Below are 17,088 nucleotides of genomic sequence, written 5' to 3'. Positions count from 1 at the left end.
TGGCCGAGATCGGGGAGTCGCTGGGGTGGCTCTTCGGCGCTTGCTGGCACTTGGACGGGGGCGTGCTTTGCGTGCGCCAGACGTGGTGCGCGCGTGCCTACCGCAGCACCAGCTTCGAGGCGGACAGCCGCGCGCACGCCTTCCACTCCGGCGAGGGGCTCCCGGGGCGCGTGTGGGCCACGGGGCGGCCGGTGTGGGTGGAGGACGTGCGCGTGGAGGTGAACTTCCCCCGCCACGCCGCCGCCGCCCGCGAAGGGCTGCGCGCCGCGGTCGCCTTCCCCTTGCAGTGCGATGGAAAGCTGTACGGAGTGCTGGAGTTCTACACGGACTGGCTGCGCACGCCCACCCCGGCGCTCCTCCCCGTCTTCGACCGGCTGGGCGAAGACATCGGGCGCTTCATGTGCGGGCACGGCGCCGCCGCCGGCGGGGAATAGCCGCACCCTTCGAGAGGAGAGCAGGCCGTGCACGGAATCGTGATGAACCAGTTCCGCCAGTACGTCACCGACCGCATGGGCCGTGACGCCTGGTTTCCGCTGGCCGAGGCGGCGGGCGTCCCCCCGGAGAACCACCGGCTGGACGGCGTCTATCCCGACGAGCAGATCGTCGCGCTGGTGCTGGCCGCCAGTCGCCTGACGGGGCGGCCGCTGAACGAGTTGCTGGAGGACTTCGGGGTCTTCATCGCCCCCGCCCTGCTGCGCGTCTACGCCCCGCTGGTCGACCCCGCGTGGCGCACGCTGGACGTCATCGAGCACACGGAGGAGACGATCCACACCGTGGTGCGCTCGCGCATGCCCGGCGCCACACCCCCCGCGCTCCTGGCCCGCCGCGTCTCCCCCGCCGAGGTGCGGATCGACTACCGCTCGAAGCGCGGCCTCTGCTCGCTGGCGGAGGGGATCGCGCGCGGCATGGCGCTCCACTTCGGCGAGGCGGTGGACGTGGACCAGCCCGAGTGCGTGCACAGGGGCGGGGAGCGCTGCCTGATCTCCGTGCGGCTGGTGGAGGGCGCGCCGGAGGCCTGAGCCGTGGTCCGGGGTGTGCAAGCGCGGTCCGGACCCCCGCGGCGGGCGTTCCCACCCGCGCGGCCATTCGAGCAGAACCGGAGTACCGATCGTGAGCATCCCGACGAACGAAGCCCTCCGCGCGGTGAACGATCCCGAGCGGGTCGCCGCGCTGCACCGCACCGGCCTCCTGGGCACCGACGCCGAGGAAGCGTTCGACCGCATGACGCGCCTGGCGGCGAAGCTCCTGCGCGTGCCCGCCGCCTTCATCTCGCTGGTGGACCACGAGCGCGACTTCTACGTGAGCGCGCACGGCTTCGGCGAGCCCCTCGCCACCTCGCGCGAACTCACGGGGCGCACCTTCTGCCACTACGCCATCGAGTCCGACCAGCCGCTCGTCATCAACGACGCGCGCGCGGACCCGGTGTACAGCCTCGTCCCCACGGTGGAGTCGCTGGGCGTGGCGGCGTACGTGGGCGTCCCGCTGCCGGGCCCCGAGGGCCACATCCTGGGCTCCTTCTGCGCCATCGACACCTCGCCTCGCGCCTGGACCCCCGACGAGGTGGACATCCTTTCGGAGCTCGCGTCCTCCGCGCGCCGCGAGATCGAGCTGCGCCACCGCACGCGTCTCGCCGAGGAGCAGACCCTGCGCCTGCGCGAGCTCGCCTCCGAGCTGACCGCCCAGGTCGCCGAGAACCGCGCTCTCGCCGACGCCCTCCGCGAGGCCCGCACGCCTGCGTAGGCCGCGTTGCCAGGGTGCGCGTCGCCCATTTTTGTCATCCTGAGGGAGCCGCATAGCCGGGCCTCGCCCCGCTCTCCCGACTGCTGCGGCGACCGAAGGATCTAGCCGGAGCAGGGCCGGGGACCGCGCGCGACCGCGAACCTCGCGCAACGCGCAGTAGATCCTTCGCTACGCGCCATGGTTCACAGCCCGGGCGAGGCCAGAGAGGCGCGTCGCTCAGGATGACAAAATTAGGGGGATTCGAAGCAGATGCGCGACCTGGACCGGGTGTTCCGCGGACTGGCGGGGTCCCGCTTCCGGAGCCGGTTTCGGCTGGGGGCGGCGGATCGCGCGTACCTGGAGGCGAAGGGGCTGCCCACGATCCTGGTGCACGCGGCGGATTTCGTGGCGCGGCGCCTGGCCCCCGCGAACCCCGTCAAAGACGGCAAGCAGACCCCCTTTCGCGGCCACCCCGTCTTCGTCGCGCAACACGCCACAGCCACCTGTTGCCGCGGCTGCCTCGAGAAATGGCACGCCATCCCCGCCGGCCGCGAGCTGACGGCAGAGGAGCAGGCGCACGTGGTGTCGGCGATCGAGCGGTGGCTTACTGGGGGGACGGGCGAGTAAACTCGCTGCAACAAAAGCACAAAGTCCGCCTTCGCGGACTCCTGGTCGAATGCCGCGCTTCACTAGCCCACTTCAGTGGGCTTCGCGTGGTTCCAGCCGGGGGATTTATCCCCCGGAATTCGGATGACGGCCGCTCAGCTCCTCACACCGCGCACGCCCCATCATCACACCCATCCGCGCCAGCCTGCGGCACGGCGGCGGATTCGCGGGCGACGGTCTCAAAGGCCTGGAGGAAGGCGGAGGCCGGCTGGGCGCCCTGCACACCGTAGCGCCCCTCGAAGACGAAGGTGGGAACCGCGGTGATGCCGAGCTGCCGCGCGTCGCGGATCTCGCCCATCACCTCCGCTACCCCCTCGTCCGACACCAGGTACCCACGCACCCGTTCGCCATCCATTCCCGCCGCGATGGCGAGGGCGGTGAGGACCGCGGGGTCGCCAATGTCGGCGCCGCGGGCGAAGTGGGCCTCGAAGAGCTGCTCCGCCAGCGCGTGCTGCACCGGCGGTCCGTACTCGTGCTCCGCCAGGCGCAGGAGCCGGTGCGCGGCGAGGGTGTTAGCCGCCAGCGCGCGGTCGAAGTCCATCGTGATCCCCTCCCCGCGCGCCGCCTCGGCGACATTGCCCGCCATCGACGCCGCCCCCGGCCCGAACTTCTCCTTCAGCGCATCCAGCAGCGGTCGCGCCGTCGCGGGGGCCGCGGGATCGAGCTGGTACGGCCGATACACGACCTCCACCTCACCCGCCCCCGGAAACGCCGCCAGCGCCCTCTCGAACCGCCGCTTCCCGATGTAGCACCACGGGCAGGCAACGTCGGAATAGATCTCGACCTTCATAGGGTCTCCAGGGAAGGGAAGTGCTGAACAGAAGTGCGTGAGTGCGTGAGTGCGTTAGTGCGCCTGGAGCCCAACGCACTGACGCACTCACGCACTCACGCACTTTTTCTCTTACGCCACCCGCAGAATCCTCTCCAGCGGCAGCCGGTGCTGCGGAAAACCCTCTTCCGCGCCGCGGCCGATCGCGACCAGGGCCGGGATGCGGACGTTCTCCGGCAGACCCAGGAGCGCCTTGACGGCGGCGGGGTCGAAGCCGGCCATCGGCGAGGTCTGGTAGCCGCGCGCCTCGGCGGCCAGCAGGAGGTAGCCGAGGGCGATGTAGCCCTGCCCCTGCGCCCACGTCTCGCGCTCGTCCTCGCTCTGCTTCGCGAACATGTTGCGGATGGTGCGCTGCGTCGCCACCTGCTGCTCGGGGCTCATCCCGGGGTGCACGATGGCGTTGAGGTGGGCCAGCGACTCCTTCATGTCCGTGTACAGGACGATGACGGCGGGCGCCGAGTGCACCTGCCGCTGGTTGAACGCGGCGGCCGCGAGCCGCTCCTTCATCTCCGGCGTCTCCACGACGACGAAGCGCCAGGGCTGCACGTTGAAGGCGGAAGGCGCCCGCCGCACCACGTCGAGAATCTCCTCCATCTCGTCGCGCGGAATGGGGACCGGCTCGTAGGCACGGATGGAACGGCGCTGCTCCGCCGCTTCGCGCACGCTCAGGAAGTCGATGCTGGTGCTCATCATGGCTCTATTCCCTCGGGTGAACTTTATGCTGCGTTTTGAGTATCAACTATACAAAAGGAAGTTGATTGCGTCAAGGCGTCCCTTTCGTCTATCGTAGAAGCCATGAATGCGCACACGCCGCTCTGCCCCCTCTTCCATCGCGCCGTCGAGCTGGTCGGCCGGCGCTGGACGGGCGCCATCATCTTCGTGCTGCTGAAGGGGCGCACGCGCTTCGCCGGGCTGCGCGCCGCGATCCCGGACATTACGGACCGCATGCTCTCCGAGCGCCTGCGCGAGCTGGAGCAGGAGGGCGTTCTGGAGCGGTGCGTGATCCCGGACACGCCGGTGCGCGTGGAGTACGCGCTCACCGAAAAGGGCCGCGCGCTCGCCGGCGCCGTGGACGCACTGGGCGCGTGGGCGCACGAGTGGCTCGATCATCCAGCCGAGCAGGCATCGTAACGGCATGGCTCACGCGGAGGCGCGGAGACGCAGAGAGAAAAGAAAAAGTGGTTCTCTGTGGCTTGCAGTTCCCTCTGTGCCCTCTGTGTGAGGCTTTTGCTGTTCTTTCTTCGCGTCTCCGCGCCTCCGCGTGAGACAAACAGGATGCATGGAAACTCCCCCCGCGCCCGTGAGCGCAGGGGGAGTTTTTCTTGAAGCCACAGAGGGTCAGCGGCGCGTGGGCGGCACCAGCTCGTCGACCAGGCGCTGCACGCGGTAGACGTTGCGGAGCGCCTCCAGGATGCCGGCCGAGTGCACCGAGATCGTGCGGTTCTGCGTCTCGTCGAAGATGAAGTTCCCCGGCAGCGACTGCAGGTTGCCGTCGAAGATCAGCCCCACCACCTCGGAGTTCCGGTTGATCATCGGCGAGCCGCTGTTGCCGCCGATGATGTCGTTGGTGGAGACGAAGTTGAACGGCGTCTCCAGCCGCAGGCCCGCCGGCGGCGTGTCCCAGCGCGGCGGAAGGTCGAAGTCGCTCGTCTTCTGGTCGAAGCCGTACGCGCGGTTGTAGAGGCCGTAAAAGGTTGTCTTCCACGGCATTATCGTACCGTTGGCTTCATAACCCTTGACCACGCCGTCCGCGATGCGCAGCGTGAAGGTGGCGTCGGGCGGCACGTCGGTGCCGTAGACCTCGTAGAAGGCGCGTCCCAGCAGGTTGCGCTGCGCCGTCTCGCGCACGTTGATGGCGGCCATCGCACGCTGCCGCGCCATCACCACCGGCGCCACCTGGCGGGCCAGGGCGATCACCGGGTCGGTAGAGGCCTGCACCGCGGCGGCGCCCCCGGCCAGGAGCTGCCGGCGCGCCGTGGTGTCCGCCAGGGTGTACGACGAGACGATCTGCGTGGCGGCATCGTCCGGCGAGCGGCCGGCGAGCACCAGGCGCAGCACCGAGTCCTGCGGCACGTTGCGCTGGGCCACGCGCAGCAGCTCCGCCAGCTCGATCACCTGCTCGCCACGCGCCGCCGTCAGCGGAGCCCCGGCCGCGCCGCGGAACTGCGCCTCGCCGCCGGCCGCGCGCACCAGCGCCATCGCCTGGCCCAGCGGACCCGAGTTGAGGTACGCGTTGTAGAGGAGCCCGGGAGCCAGCGCGCGGCGCTCCGCCTGGAACGCCGTGATCGAGTCCCAGGCGGCGCCGTAGCGGGCCGCGCGCGCGGGGTCGCCCTGCACGGACGCGCGGAAGCGGCGCTCCCAGTCCACCTTGCGGGCGAAGAGGGCAGGGTCCAGCGCCCCCTCGCGGCGGCCGGTGATCGCCTTGATGGAGTTCTCGATGCTGAAGATGTTGTCGCGCAGCTCCAGCCCCCGCGCCGGGTCCGCCTGGCCGATGCGCTGCAGGGAGGTGCGCTGCGCGTTCAGCACCGCGAGCTGCGCGGGCTGGGCGACGTCGCGAAGGTACTCGAGTTGCGCGTTCGTGAGCTGGCGCTGCGTCGTCCCCGGGTTGCCGACCACGAACACCGGGTCACCCTCGCGCGCGCCGGCGGCGCTCCAGCGGAGATAGTTTGCGGGGCGGAATGGGCGCCCGTTCTCGTCGTACACCCGGAACAACGCCATGTCCAGGTTGTAGCGCGGATAGTTGAAGTTGTCCGGGTCGCCGCCGAAGAAGGCGATCGCCTGTTCGGGCGCGAACACAAGGCGCACGTCGTCGAACCGCTTGTAGCCGTAGCGGCTGTACCGCCCTCCGTTGTAGAATTCCACCACCTGGTAGCGCATGCGGTTGGCGGAGTCCGGCCGCTCCAGCTCGCGGCGCACCGCCATCTGCCGGGACTGGCGCTCTTCCTGGGTCCCCTCGCCCACGCCCGCGGCCACCCGCTCCGTCACGTCCTCGATGGAGACAAGCTGCTCCACGAAGAGATCGGGAACGCGGCGCTCCTCGCCCCGCGTGCGGGAGATGAAGCCGTTGGTGAGCAGGTTCTCGCCCGCGCGCTGCACCGGGTCCAGCGTGGGGACGGCGCAGTGGTGGTTGGTGAGGAGCAGCCCCTCGGTCGACACGAACGACGCCGAGCACCAGGTGGCGAAGCGCACCACCGAGAGCCGCACGTTGTCCAGCCACTGCTGCGTGGGGCGGAAGCCGTAGGTGCGCTGGAAGTGCTCCAGCGGCGGGAAGTCGAAGGTCCACATCCGCCCCGTGTCGAACGGGCGCGCGCGGATGGTGTCGTACGACGACGCGGCCCGGGGCGCGGCGGGCGCGGCCGGGGCCGGCATCGGCTCGGCGGCGGGCATCGGGGCCGGCGTGGCGGGCTCGTTGGACGTGCGGGCCGTGCCGCACCCGGCCAGCACGGCGGCGAGCAGGAAGACGGTCGAACGCATCTGGATCATCACACGGAGCGGGTGGCTGGGAACGCGGGAACACGCGTGTCGCGGTCCGTGACGCAAAGGGAGAGCCGGAGCGACGTCCACGGGGAGAACCGGCGCCGTCTGTCCGCAAACGGTGACACGCATTGACCTCCCAGCGAAACATTCGTATATTCGCCATCTCCTTGCTGTTCAACGATGTAGCCTCGCCTCTCCGGGTCAATCCGGCACTCCGGCGGCCCCGCCTGTTCTGCGCGCGAAGGAGCATATGCGGCATCGACGTATAGAGGACCGGGAGCTCAGCCTGGTGCTGGCCACGCCCACGGGCTTCATGGGCGGCGACTCGGAGCTGCACGTGGCTTCGCCGCTTGCCGCCACCGTGGTCACGGGCCGCCGCGTGCAGCAGCAGCTGCAGCGCGAGGAGGAGCCGACGCCCTGCGTGGAAGACCTCGAGCTGCTCGTGCTCCTGGAAGCGTCGGACGGCGAGGGCGTGCTGGTGGCGGGGAGCTCCGCGTGCCGCGTGCCGCGTGGCCTGGAAGAGGCGGAGCTTCGCGACCGTGTCACCTGGGGCACCGAGGCGCTGCGGCGCGAGCGCGCGCGTCTCGCCAAGCGCCAGCTCCTGCCGGACCAGCTCATCGCCTACTTCGAAGCGCTCAACGCCGCCGAGACCGAGGACGGGGTGCTCTGCGCCCTGGCCGAGCACGCGCTGCGCATCGTGGGCGGCCACCGCGCCGAGGGCCTCGCGCGCGATGGCGAGCGCGGGATGCTACGCGCCCCGTGTGCGCCCAATGCGCGCCACGGCGAGCACCGCCTGTGCATCCTGTGGGACGAGGTGTTCGCCAAGCCCGGTCTTCTCGTGACGCTGGACGCCCGCGCGGACGGACGGGTGCCCGCCGCCGCGCCCCTCTTCGAGAACCCGCAGACGGCGCTGGTGGCGCACGTGCCCGTGGGCGACGAGGCGGTGCTGGTGCTCACCGAGCGGCGCGACGAGCGCATCTTCGAGCCGCAGGACTGGGACATCCTCCGCGCGCTGGCCCTGCAGGCCGAGATGGCGATCCGCCGGGTGCGGCTGATCGAGAGCGTCCGCGGCCTCTCGCTGACCGACCCGCTGACGGGGCTCGCCAACCGCCGCCACATGGAAGTGGTGATGGAGCACGTGTGGGCGGGCGCCACGCGCGGCGAGGCGCTGGCGCTGGTGGCGCTGGACCTGGACGGCTTCAAGGAGGTCAACGACCAGAGCGGCCACGCCGCCGGCGACCGCCTCCTGCGCACCGTGGCCGAGGCGCTCCGCCGCGAAGCCCGCCGCTCCGACGTCGTAGTCCGTTACGGCGGCGACGAGTTCCTGGTGATCCTCCCCGGCGGCGACGGCGCGGGTGCCGAGGCTCTGGTGGAGCGCGTCCGCAAGCAGCTCATCGGCCGCGTGGAGGTGAGCGCGGGCGTGGTGACCTACGACGGCAGCTTCGACAGCGCCGAGCAGATGATCCGCGAAGCGGACCGCCGCCTCTACGAGGCCAAGCGCCGCCGCGCCGCCCACCTGAACCCCCTCCGCGTCCGCGGCGGCGCCCGCCCCCCCGCCATCTGACGTTCGGCGCACGCAAACACCAGAAGAGGCGCGGAGGATTAATCCTCCGCGCCTCTTCGCATCTCCGTCCCCGCCGCCGCACCCTCACCATCGAAACGCCCCGACCCCCGTAGGGGCAGCCCCATGTGGCTGCCCGTGTCCCGCGGTGCGCCGTCGCCTGCCCAAGAGCGAACGAATTCGCCGCTGGAACCACGCAAAGACCGCCTTCGCGGACTCGGGTCTAATGCCACGTTCCTCTAGCCCACTTTAGTGGGCTTCGCGTTGTTCCAGCCGGGGGATTCATCCCCCGGCGCGCCATCCCCCGGCGTGCCGTCCCCCGGCGCTCATCGCCCACGCCTCGCCAATCACCCCCCCGACGCCCCCGCCATCGCCCCCCACCCCGCGGTCACGTCCTCGTGCAGCCGCTCGAACCCCGGGAGCAGCCCGCACTCGGAGAAATCATCATCGTCCTGGTCCTGCGCCTCCGGGGTATCCAGCACCGCCAGGAACGCGTCCACGACCTCGGGATCGAACTGGGTGCCGGAGCAGCGGCTGAGCTCGGCGCGGGCGTCGGATTCGGAGTACGCCTCCTTGTAGCTCCGGCGCGTGATCATCGCGCAGTACGCGTCCGCCACGGCCACGATGCGCGCCGGCATCGGGATCTCGTTGCCGCTCATCCCGTCCGGATAGCCGGTACCGTCGTAGTGCTCGTGGTGGTGCAGTACCACCTCGGCCACGTCGTGCAGGGCGGGGACGTTGCGCAGCAGGTCGTGGCCCACGCGCACGTGCGCCCTCATCAGCTGCACCTCCTCGGGGAGGAGGGGGCCCGGCTTGTTGAGCACGCCGTCGCTCACCCCGATCTTCCCCACGTCGTGCAGGAGCGCGCCGTAGCACACCAGCGCGCGCTCGTACGCGGAGAGCTCCAGCCGCGCGGCGATCAGGCGGGCGTAGCGCGAGGCCAGCTCGCAGTGCCCGTGGGTGTACGGGTCCTTGGCCTCCACCGCGTCCGCCAGGATGGTGACGGTGTGCACGTACGCCGTCTGCAGGGCGCGCTCCAGGTGCCGGTTCTTTACCGCCACGGCGGCCTGGTCGCCCACACTGATGAGCGCCTCGATGTCACGGTCGTCGAAGTCGCCGTCCGTCTTGTCTGCGGCGATCACCACCCCGTCCAGGTTCGCGAGCAGCACCACCGGCGCCGCCACGCAGTTGCGGAAGCGGATCCCCTGCTCGCCGTCCACCGCGAAGCGCTCCTCCGTCTCGGCCTCGTTGCAGACGATGGTGTCGTTCTTGTCGAGCGCCTCGCGGCACAGCTCCGCCAGCGTGGGCGGCGGCGGCCCGCCGACCATCGCGTCCACGTCGATCTCAGCGCGCACGCGCAGTGCCCCGTCTGGCCGGCGCGCGGTGACGTACACCCCGCGCGTTGCGCCGCTGATCGTGAGGCAGGCGCGCAGGATGAGCGTGGACACGTCGCCGCTGAAGAGGGCGCCGTGGATCTGCCTCATCGCCTCCTTGAGGCACTCCGCGCGCTGCCGCTCCCGCTCCGCGTTCCAGCGCTCGGCGTCCAGCTCCGCCTGCATGCGGTGCGTGTGGCCGCGCGCGTCGTTCAGCGCGTGGCGGAGGGTCTCGATCTCGCGCTCGTCCTCCACCTTTTGCGCTTCGATGTCCCGGTACGCCTCCGCCGCCCCCTGGAGGTGCGCGATTACCGGATCGTCCGAGTGAGGGAGTTCTGATTCGCTGGTCGCCATGGTCCGTTCCGCCGGGTGCAGGATGTGCCTGCGAATGAGGCATTTCACGTGCCGGACCTTCCTTGCTGCTCCCCCACGCGGTAACAGGTGAGTTGCACCCAGCGCTGCCGGAGAGCGCCACGACGACTTGTTCTACCCGGCGTTGTCAGGCGGAGGCGGGTGAGGCCGGCCCGCCGCCTTCGCGCTCCCGGCGCATCTCGTCCACGTCCTCGGGGGACCACTCCTTGAGGCGGTCGATCTCGGAGCGGATCTCGGGGTAGGTGGAGCGGGAGCACTCCAGGCGGCGCTCGCGGGCGGCGTACGCCACGCCGCGCGCCTCGTCCCAGCGCCCGGAATCGGCGTACGCGTGGATCAGCGCCTCGTACAGCACCGGGTGCGGGTACTTGTGGAGGAGCTGCTGGAGCCGCGGGATGGCGTCGCGGCGCGCCTGGGCCGTGGTGAAGTCCATCTCCATCACCTCGTCGGTCACCTCGGCGCGGCGGCGGAGGAGGTCCACCAGTTCGGGCGGATACGAGCGCTTGTCGTACTCGCCCATGGAGCGCTGCTGCGGCGTCTCCTTGCCGAACACGAGCCGGTTCAGGAACGAGTCGCTGTCACCGCTCCCGGCGTTGTCGGTAATCCGCTGCTTGAGCCACTCGCGGATGCTCATGGATGCCTCGTTGGTGTGGAGAACGATGGGCGGCGGTGGAGCAAGGTACGCGCCGAACTGCGGGGAGTGCGGTAGTGCGTTAGTGCGTTAGTGCGTTAGTGCGTCGACGCCTGCCGCGCCCCCCATCCTGTCATCCTGAGGGAGCCGCCCACACGAGCATCTGCGGCGCACCCCGGCCTCGTGCGGCGACCGAAGGATCTAGCCGACGAGGCGCGAGGACCGCGGGTAACTACGAACCCCTCGTTACGCGCAGTAGATCCTTCGCTCCGCGCCAAAGTGTGGAGCACGGGCAAGGGCAGAGAGGCGCGTCGCTCAGGATGACAAAGAGGAAGAGGGTTGGTCGCGGCCCCATTCCCCATTCCCCATTCCCCATTCCCCATTCCCAGCGCACTCACGCACTCACGCACTCACGCACTTCCGTGCCTCACTCCATATCCACCTGCCGCACGTCCAGCACCTCCGGGAGCTCGGCGAGCTGCTGCAGGACCTCGGCGGGGATGCGGCCGTCGACGGTGATGGCGGCGAGGGCCTCGCCGCCGACCTGCAGGCGCGCCTGGTGGTACTCGGCGATGTTGACCTCCGCCTCGCCGAGGAGGGTGCCCACGCGGCCGATGACGCCGGGGACGTCGCGGTTGCGCAGGACGACCAGGGTGCCGCGCGGAGCCACGTCCACGCGAAAGGCGCCGATGCGGATGATGCGGCCGTGCGTCTCCCCCAGCACCGCGCCCGCCACGCGGATGATGCGGTCGCCCGCCTCCATCCGCAGCTCCACCTCCTCGCCCAGCTCCCCGCGCCCCGCCACGTGCGTCGATGCCGTCTCGATCCCCCGCTCGGTGGCGACGTGCTGCGCGTTCACCAGGTTGATGGCGCGGCGGTCCACCACGTCGCGCAGCGTGCCCTGCAGCGCGGAGAGGAGGAGGGGGCGCGGCGCCTGCTCGCCCCGCGGACCCGTGTAGCGCAGTTCCAGCGCGCTCACCGCGCCGGGGAGGAGGGCGCGGCCCAGGCGCCCCAGCCGGTCCGAAAGCGCCAGGAGGGGACGCAGCTCGCCCCACCCGGAGCCACCCACGCCCGCCGCGTTGATCGCCGCGCTCAGGTCGCCGGTGACCAGCGCGTCGCGGACGGCGGAGCACGCCTCGATGGAGACGCTGCGCTGGGCATCGCTGGTGGACGCGCCCAGGTGCGGCGTCAGGATGAGGTTGGGGATGGAGCGCAGCGGGTGGTCGGCCGCCAGCGGCTCGCCGATGAACACATCCAGCGCCGCCCCGGCGATGCGGCCCGAGGTGAGCGCGTCGGTGAGGGCATCCTCGGCCACGATGCCGCCGCGCGCCAGGTTCATCACGATCGCCCCCCGCCCCAGACGCGCCAGCTCCGGCGCGCCGATCAGCCCCACCGTCTCCGCGGTCAGCGGCGTATGGACGGTCACCACGTCCGCGCGGTCCATGGCGTCGGAGAGGCGCTCCATTCGCTCCACGCCGAGCTCCTCGAAGCGCGCGGGCGGTACGAAGGGATCGTAAGCGATCAGCGTCATCCCAAAGGCGCGGGCCCGGCGCGCCATCTCGCTCCCGATGCGCCCCAGCCCGATGATGGCCAGCGTCCGTCCGCGCAGCTCGGAGCCGCCGAGGCGCGAGCGGTCCCAGCGGCCGCCGCGCATGGACTCCACGGCGACGTGGATGTTGCGGACGAGGGAGAGGAGCACGCCGAACGCCAGCTCCGCAACCGAGACCGTGTTCCCGCCCGGCGCGTTGATGACCGCGATCCCCAGCTCCGTCGCCGTCTGCAGGTCGATGTTGTCGACCCCCACGCCGGCGCGGCCGATCACCTTGAGCCGGTCACCGGCCTGCAGGAGCTCGCGGGTGACGCGTGTGGCGCTGCGTCCGACGAAGGCGTCGTACTCGCCGATCTCCGCGATCACCTCGTCTAGGGGGCGCGTCGGCTTCTCGTGGACCTCGATGTCGGGGTGCGAGCGGAGGTGGGCGAGCCCCTCCGGATCCACCTCGTCGGTCACCAGCACGCGGAAGCGGCTCATCGCAGCACCTCGTCGATCACGTCCAGCAGCGCGTCCAGCTCTTCCACCGTGTGCTCTCCCATGTGCCCGATGCGGATGGTCGAATCCTTGAGCTTGCCGTACCCGCCGCCGATCGTCCACCCCGCCTTCGCCAGCCGCGCGACGATCTCCGGCGCGGCGACGGGCCCGTCGATCGCCAGCGTGGTGACGGTCGGCGAGCGGCACCCCTCGGGCGCAAAGGGGCGGATGCCGCGCTCTTTGGCCCAGGCCAGGGCGCGCTCGCGCATGGCGTCGTGGCGCGCGGCGCGGGCTTCGACGCCCTCCGCGGCGATGCGCCGCGCCTGTTCCGCCAGCGCGTAGACCAGCGACAGGGCAGGGGTGGTGGGCGTCTGGTGCTTGCGCCAGAAGCGGTCGTACTCCGGCAGGTCGAAGTAGTGGCCGCGCCCCGGGATCGTCTCCGCGCGCGCCATCATCCGCTCCGACGCCGCCCCGAACGCCAGCCCCGGCGGCAGCGCCAGCGCCTTCTGCGAGCCGGTGAGGAGGAAGTCGAGCCCCCACGCGTCCATCTCCACCAGCGCGCCGGCTACGCTGGTGACGCCGTCCACCAGCAGGAGGATCTCGTCGCCGGTGTCGCTTTCGGCGGCGCGCACGGCCTCGGCGATCTCGCGCACGGGGTTGAGGACGCCGGTCGATGTTTCCGAGTGCGCGACCGTGACCGCGTCGAATCCGCCCGCGCGGAGACGGCGGTGCACTTCGGCGGCGTCGTGGGCCTGGCCCCACTCCACCTCGTACGTCTCCACCTCGCGCCCGCAATCGGCCACCAGGTCGCGGAAGCGTTCGCTGAACGCGCCGTTGACGAGCGAGAGCGCGCGGCGGCGCACACCATTGCGCACGGCGCCCTCCATCAGCCCGGTGGCCGAGGAGGAGGCGACGTACACCGGGCGCTCGGTGCGGAAGATGGCGCGGAGCACGGGGTCGCAACCGGCCAGGATCGCGGACATCCCGGACCCGCGGTGGCCGATCATGGGCTGCGTCATCGCGGCCAGCACGTAGGGGTGCACCTCGGTGGGGCCGGGAAGGAAGAAACGGCCGAACGCGGTCATTCGCTCGTCGAGACTGGGTGCGCGGGTTTCGGAGGCGGGAAGGTCGAGCGTGGGGCGGAGATCCGCAAGAGGATGGCTTGGGAAACCGCGGGTCTCAGGCGGAGGCGCGGAGACGCAGAGAGAACAGCAGAGGCGTCACGGTTGGTGCAGGAGCCGGTCGCCGCGCTCCAGCAGGGCGGCGAAGGGGGAAGCGGAGAGGCGCGCGCGGTCGGCGGCGTCGGCGGCAAGGGAGAGGACGGGGGCGAGGCTGGGGTCGCGGAGGACGAAGTCGGCTCCGGCGGCGACGGCTTCTCGAAAGGCGATTCCCATGTAGGCGGCGAAGGCGTCGACGGCGGGGCGCGCTTCCAGGTCCGTGGCGCCATCGCCCACCATCAGCGCGGGGCGGGGAAGGGACCACCCGCGCAGCACCGCCTCCTTCCCGCCGCTGCGCGCCAGCGGCGATGCGTCGTCGAAGCCGGCGTACTCGCCTGCGTCATCGAAGCGGACCGCGACCGCACGCACGTCATCTTCCGCGATCCCCAGCTCGGCCGCCACCGCCAGCACGGCAGGGAGGAGGCCGCCGGAGACGACGCGCACCGTCTTTCCAAGAAAGCGCAGCCCGGCAACCGTCTCGCGCGCGTCGGGCACGAGCGCGGCCACGTAGTCGCGCCCCAGCGCCTCCACCTGGGCGCGCGTGGGGCGGATGATTTCCAGGCGGCGGCCGTAGACTTCCTCAAGCGGGAGAGTGCCTTCCATCGCACGCTCGGTCAGCTCCCGGATCTCGTCGGCGTGGGACCCGGCAAGCTCGTCGATTCCCTCCACGTGGGCCAGCGTGGAGTCGCAGTCGAACACGACGGTGGCGAAGCTCACGCGCCCTGGAAGCCCGCGGGCACCGAGAGGGAGAAGACGGAGCCCTGGCCGGGCGTGGAGCGCACCCCGATGTCGCCGCCCAGCCGCCGCGCGAGCTGCCGCGAGAGCGCCAGTCCGATCCCCGTGCCGCCGTAGCGCCGCGTCGGCGAGCCGTCTACCTGGCGGAACTCGTCGAAGATGCGCTCCAGCTGCGCCGCGTCGATGCCGATCCCCGTGTCCTCCACCTCCCAGACGACGCGGTTGCGGGTGCCGCCGCCGGCCTGCGCCTCCTCCGTCCATGGCGAGCCGGCCACCATCCGCACCCGCAGCGTCACCTTGCCGGCCGGGGTGAACTTGAAGGCATTGGAGACCAGGTGCCGCAGGATGCGCAGCACCAGCGACGGATCGGTGCGCACCGGAACGGACACGTCGGGAACGTCGAAGATCACCTCCACGCCCGCGGCGGGATCGGGCGAGACGTTCCCCTGGATGCCGTGCAGGAGCGCCACCGCGTCGGTCGTCTCCGCCTGCACGGGAAGGCGGCCGAGCTGGAGGTGCGTCAGGTCGAGCAGGTCGTTGATCAGCCCCAGCAGCTCGGTGCCCGACTCCTCGATCTTGTCCACGGAGGTGCGCTGCTCCTCGCACAGCTCGCCGCTGATCCCCTCGCGCAGCAGGTACGTGTAGCCCAGGATGGCGGTGAGCGGGGTGCGCAGCTCGTGGGAGATGTTGGCCATGAACTCGCCCTTGAGCCGCCGCGCCTCCTCCGCCTCGCGGTAGCGCGCCTCCAGCTCCACGTTCTGCTGGCGCAGGCGGCGGTTGGCGTCGGTGAGGTCGGCGATCAGGTGCGCCTTCTCCGCCGTGGCCGAGAGCTGGTCCGCCACCAGCCGCAGCAGCGAGCGGTCCGTCTCGCGCAGCGTGTCCGAGGTGCGGAAGTAGAAGGTGATCGCCCCCTCCGGCGCCTCGCCCGTGACGAGCGGCAGGGAGACGGAGGCGGTGAAGTCCAGCTCCCGCGCCACCTCCCACCAGTCCTCCAGCAGCGGGTCGCTGTGGACGTCGAACACCTCCACCACCCGGTTCTCGGCCACGGCCAGCCCGGTGGGCCCGTTTCCCACCCGCACGCGAAGCTGGTCCAGGTGCTCGGCGTACCGCGCGGGCCAGTTCCACTGCGCGGCAAGGCGCAGCTCGTCGGGGGTGTCGCGCACGAAGACGCTGGCGAAGGCGGCGCCCACCAGCGGCGAGACGCGCTCCAGCGCCAGCCCGTACACCTCGTCCGGCGAGCTGGCCGTGAGGAAGGCGTGGGCGATGTCGTACGCCGCCTGCAGCTCCCGCGGGGAGGCTTCCCCCACCGGGATTGGCGTGGCGACTGGGGATTCGGGCACGGGAATCTCTCTTGACGTGGACGGAGCGGGGTCCTACTCTTGGGGCCGTCCGGCGCCGGAAACCAGCGCGCCGGTTCTCACCTCAATCACAGGAGCTCCCGGGTGAACAAGTCCGAAATGATCCAGCAGCTGAGCAGCCGCGCCGACATCCCGCGTACCGAAGCGACCAAGGTGGTCGACGCGCTCTTCTCGGTGGAGGACGGGATCATCACCGAGGCGCTGCGGAACGGGGAGAAGATCACCATCACCGGGTTCGGCAGCTTCGAGACCAAGAAGCGCGAGGCCCGCACGGGCCGCAACCCGCGCACCGGCAAGGAGATCCAGATCGCCGCCTCCACCAGCGCGGCCTTCCGCGCGGGGAAGGGCCTCAAGGATCGCCTGGGCGCCTGAGCCCAACCCGGACCGCGTTGCGGAGAGCCACGGCAGGGTGCCGTGGCTCTCGTCGTTTCCGCGCCGGAGCCCCCTCTCGTGCCCCGCAAGCCGCCCCGCGGTGAGCGCCACGCCCCGCGGTGGGGCTCGCTCCACCCGCTCCTGGACCTGCACGGCCTCACCGGCGACGCCGCGCGCGTGCGCGCCGACGCCTGGCTCCGCGCGCGCCACGCCGACCGCGCGCGCACCGTGGTCGTGATCACCGGCCGCGGCAACCGCTCCCTCGGCCCGCCCGTGCTCCTGGGCGAAGTGGAGCACCTGCTGGCCGAGCTGCGCGGGAGCGTGGTGGAGAGCTACGCGTTCCTCCCCGGAGGCGGTGGCTTCCAGGTGGAGCTCACCCGCCCGCCCCCGCCTCCGCGCACCCTGGCCGAAGAGCGCGTGGCAAAGCGCCTGCGCGCCTCCTCCCCCGACCTCCTGCGCCGCGCGGAGGAAGCGCTCTGGGAGCTCGGAATCGCGCCCACACCGGCGTTGCTCGACGCGGAGATCCAACGGCTGTCGCGGGAGGAGTCACGGGGCCGAACGGAGGGCGAAGAGTAGTGTCCGGGCGGGGTGGAGCGCAAGGCGGGCCCTCACCCCCGCTCGTTCCTCGCTGCCCCCTCTCCCGATAACAGGAGAGGGCTCCGCCCTCGCCGTTATCGAGAGAGGGGGCGTGGTTCGCGGAGGGCCCCCTCCCCCCGGCCCCCTCCCCCGCCTGCGGGGGCGCAGGGCGGGTGAGG

Annotated in this window: 17 protein-coding genes; 8 read left to right on the top strand and 9 right to left on the bottom strand. The window is 71.3% G+C overall.

Features of this window, described 5'->3' with window-relative positions; genetic code table 11:
* The 4 genes from VF647_23735 to VF647_23720 form a co-directional block, all read left to right on the top strand.
* A partial coding sequence (locus tag VF647_23735; GenBank protein HEX8455111.1) for a GAF domain-containing protein occupies positions 1 to 434 on the top strand: 434 nt, incomplete at its 5' end.
* A gap of 27 nt (positions 435 to 461) precedes the next feature.
* Complete coding sequence (locus tag VF647_23730) at positions 462 to 1,019, top strand: heme NO-binding domain-containing protein (GenBank protein HEX8455110.1); 558 nt, start codon at positions 462 to 464, stop codon at positions 1,017 to 1,019.
* A 91-nt stretch (positions 1,020 to 1,110) separates the two neighbouring features.
* Entirely contained in the window at positions 1,111 to 1,740 is a 630-nt protein-coding gene (locus VF647_23725; protein HEX8455109.1) for a GAF domain-containing protein, read from the top strand.
* Between the two features lie 249 nt (positions 1,741 to 1,989).
* Positions 1,990 to 2,346 carry a DUF4186 domain-containing protein gene (locus VF647_23720; protein ID HEX8455108.1) on the top strand — a complete coding sequence of 119 codons (357 nt, stop codon included), beginning with the start codon at positions 1,990 to 1,992 and terminating at the stop codon, positions 2,344 to 2,346.
* Between the two features lie 142 nt (positions 2,347 to 2,488).
* On the opposite strand, the gene VF647_23715 is transcribed toward VF647_23720, so the two are convergent.
* Positions 2,489 to 3,175: a DsbA family oxidoreductase gene (locus VF647_23715; GenBank protein ID HEX8455107.1), complete on the bottom strand. Its 687-nt coding sequence runs from the start codon at positions 3,173 to 3,175 to the stop codon at positions 2,489 to 2,491.
* A gap of 111 nt (positions 3,176 to 3,286) precedes the next feature.
* A complete protein-coding gene (locus VF647_23710) occupies positions 3,287 to 3,907 on the bottom strand; it encodes a nitroreductase family protein (GenBank protein HEX8455106.1) in 621 nt (206 codons plus the stop codon).
* A 102-nt stretch (positions 3,908 to 4,009) separates the two neighbouring features.
* Here VF647_23710 and VF647_23705 point away from each other — a divergent pair, with 102 nt between their 5' ends.
* A complete protein-coding gene (locus VF647_23705; GenBank protein HEX8455105.1) occupies positions 4,010 to 4,345 on the top strand; it encodes a helix-turn-helix domain-containing protein in 336 nt (111 codons plus the stop codon).
* 207 nt (positions 4,346 to 4,552) lie between these two features.
* Here the strand turns inward: VF647_23705 and VF647_23700 are convergent, their stop codons facing one another.
* Complete coding sequence (locus VF647_23700; GenBank protein HEX8455104.1) at positions 4,553 to 6,697, bottom strand: S46 family peptidase; 2,145 nt, start codon at positions 6,695 to 6,697, stop codon at positions 4,553 to 4,555.
* 244 nt (positions 6,698 to 6,941) lie between these two features.
* Between VF647_23700 and VF647_23695 the strand changes: the two genes are divergently transcribed.
* Positions 6,942 to 8,255 carry a GGDEF domain-containing protein gene (locus tag VF647_23695; protein ID HEX8455103.1) on the top strand — a complete coding sequence of 438 codons (1,314 nt, stop codon included), beginning with the start codon at positions 6,942 to 6,944 and terminating at the stop codon, positions 8,253 to 8,255.
* A 344-nt stretch (positions 8,256 to 8,599) separates the two neighbouring features.
* Here the strand turns inward: VF647_23695 and VF647_23690 are convergent, their stop codons facing one another.
* The 6 genes from VF647_23690 to VF647_23665 all read right to left on the bottom strand — a co-directional run bounded on the left by VF647_23690 (position 8,600) and on the right by VF647_23665 (position 15,943).
* On the bottom strand, positions 8,600 to 9,979 hold the full coding sequence (locus VF647_23690) for an HD domain-containing phosphohydrolase (protein ID HEX8455102.1): 1,380 nt from the start codon (positions 9,977 to 9,979) through the stop codon (positions 8,600 to 8,602).
* Positions 9,980 to 10,124: 145 nt separating this feature from the next.
* Positions 10,125 to 10,628 carry a hypothetical protein gene (locus tag VF647_23685; GenBank protein HEX8455101.1) on the bottom strand — a complete coding sequence of 168 codons (504 nt, stop codon included), beginning with the start codon at positions 10,626 to 10,628 and terminating at the stop codon, positions 10,125 to 10,127.
* A gap of 424 nt (positions 10,629 to 11,052) precedes the next feature.
* Entirely contained in the window at positions 11,053 to 12,654 is a 1,602-nt protein-coding gene (gene serA / locus VF647_23680; GenBank protein ID HEX8455100.1) for a phosphoglycerate dehydrogenase, read from the bottom strand.
* Positions 12,651 to 13,736, bottom strand: a complete 1,086-nt coding sequence (locus tag VF647_23675) for an alanine--glyoxylate aminotransferase family protein (GenBank protein HEX8455099.1) — start codon at positions 13,734 to 13,736, stop codon at positions 12,651 to 12,653. Before VF647_23675 ends, serA begins: the two co-directional genes overlap by 4 nt.
* A 135-nt stretch (positions 13,737 to 13,871) precedes the next feature.
* The gene (locus VF647_23670; protein ID HEX8455098.1) at positions 13,872 to 14,585 is read right to left on the bottom strand and encodes an HAD-IB family phosphatase; all 714 of its coding nucleotides are present in this window, start codon (positions 14,583 to 14,585) and stop codon (positions 13,872 to 13,874) included.
* Positions 14,582 to 15,943: an ATP-binding protein gene (locus VF647_23665; protein HEX8455097.1), complete on the bottom strand. Its 1,362-nt coding sequence runs from the start codon at positions 15,941 to 15,943 to the stop codon at positions 14,582 to 14,584. The genes VF647_23670 and VF647_23665 overlap by 4 nt, the downstream gene beginning before the upstream one ends.
* A gap of 102 nt (positions 15,944 to 16,045) precedes the next feature.
* Here VF647_23665 and VF647_23660 point away from each other — a divergent pair, with 102 nt between their 5' ends.
* Both VF647_23660 and VF647_23655 read left to right on the top strand, forming a co-directional pair.
* Positions 16,046 to 16,333 carry an HU family DNA-binding protein gene (locus VF647_23660; GenBank protein HEX8455096.1) on the top strand — a complete coding sequence of 96 codons (288 nt, stop codon included), beginning with the start codon at positions 16,046 to 16,048 and terminating at the stop codon, positions 16,331 to 16,333.
* A gap of 78 nt (positions 16,334 to 16,411) precedes the next feature.
* Positions 16,412 to 16,909: a Smr/MutS family protein gene (locus tag VF647_23655; protein HEX8455095.1), complete on the top strand. Its 498-nt coding sequence runs from the start codon at positions 16,412 to 16,414 to the stop codon at positions 16,907 to 16,909.
* Positions 16,910 to 17,088: the final 179 nt, after the last annotated feature.

Origin of the sequence: Longimicrobium sp. (assembly GCA_036387335.1) — a bacterium.
Lineage (GTDB): Bacteria > Gemmatimonadota > Gemmatimonadetes > Longimicrobiales > Longimicrobiaceae > Longimicrobium.
The sequence above is the reverse complement of the archived record's forward strand: the minus strand, read 5'-3'. Positions and strand labels throughout refer to the sequence as shown.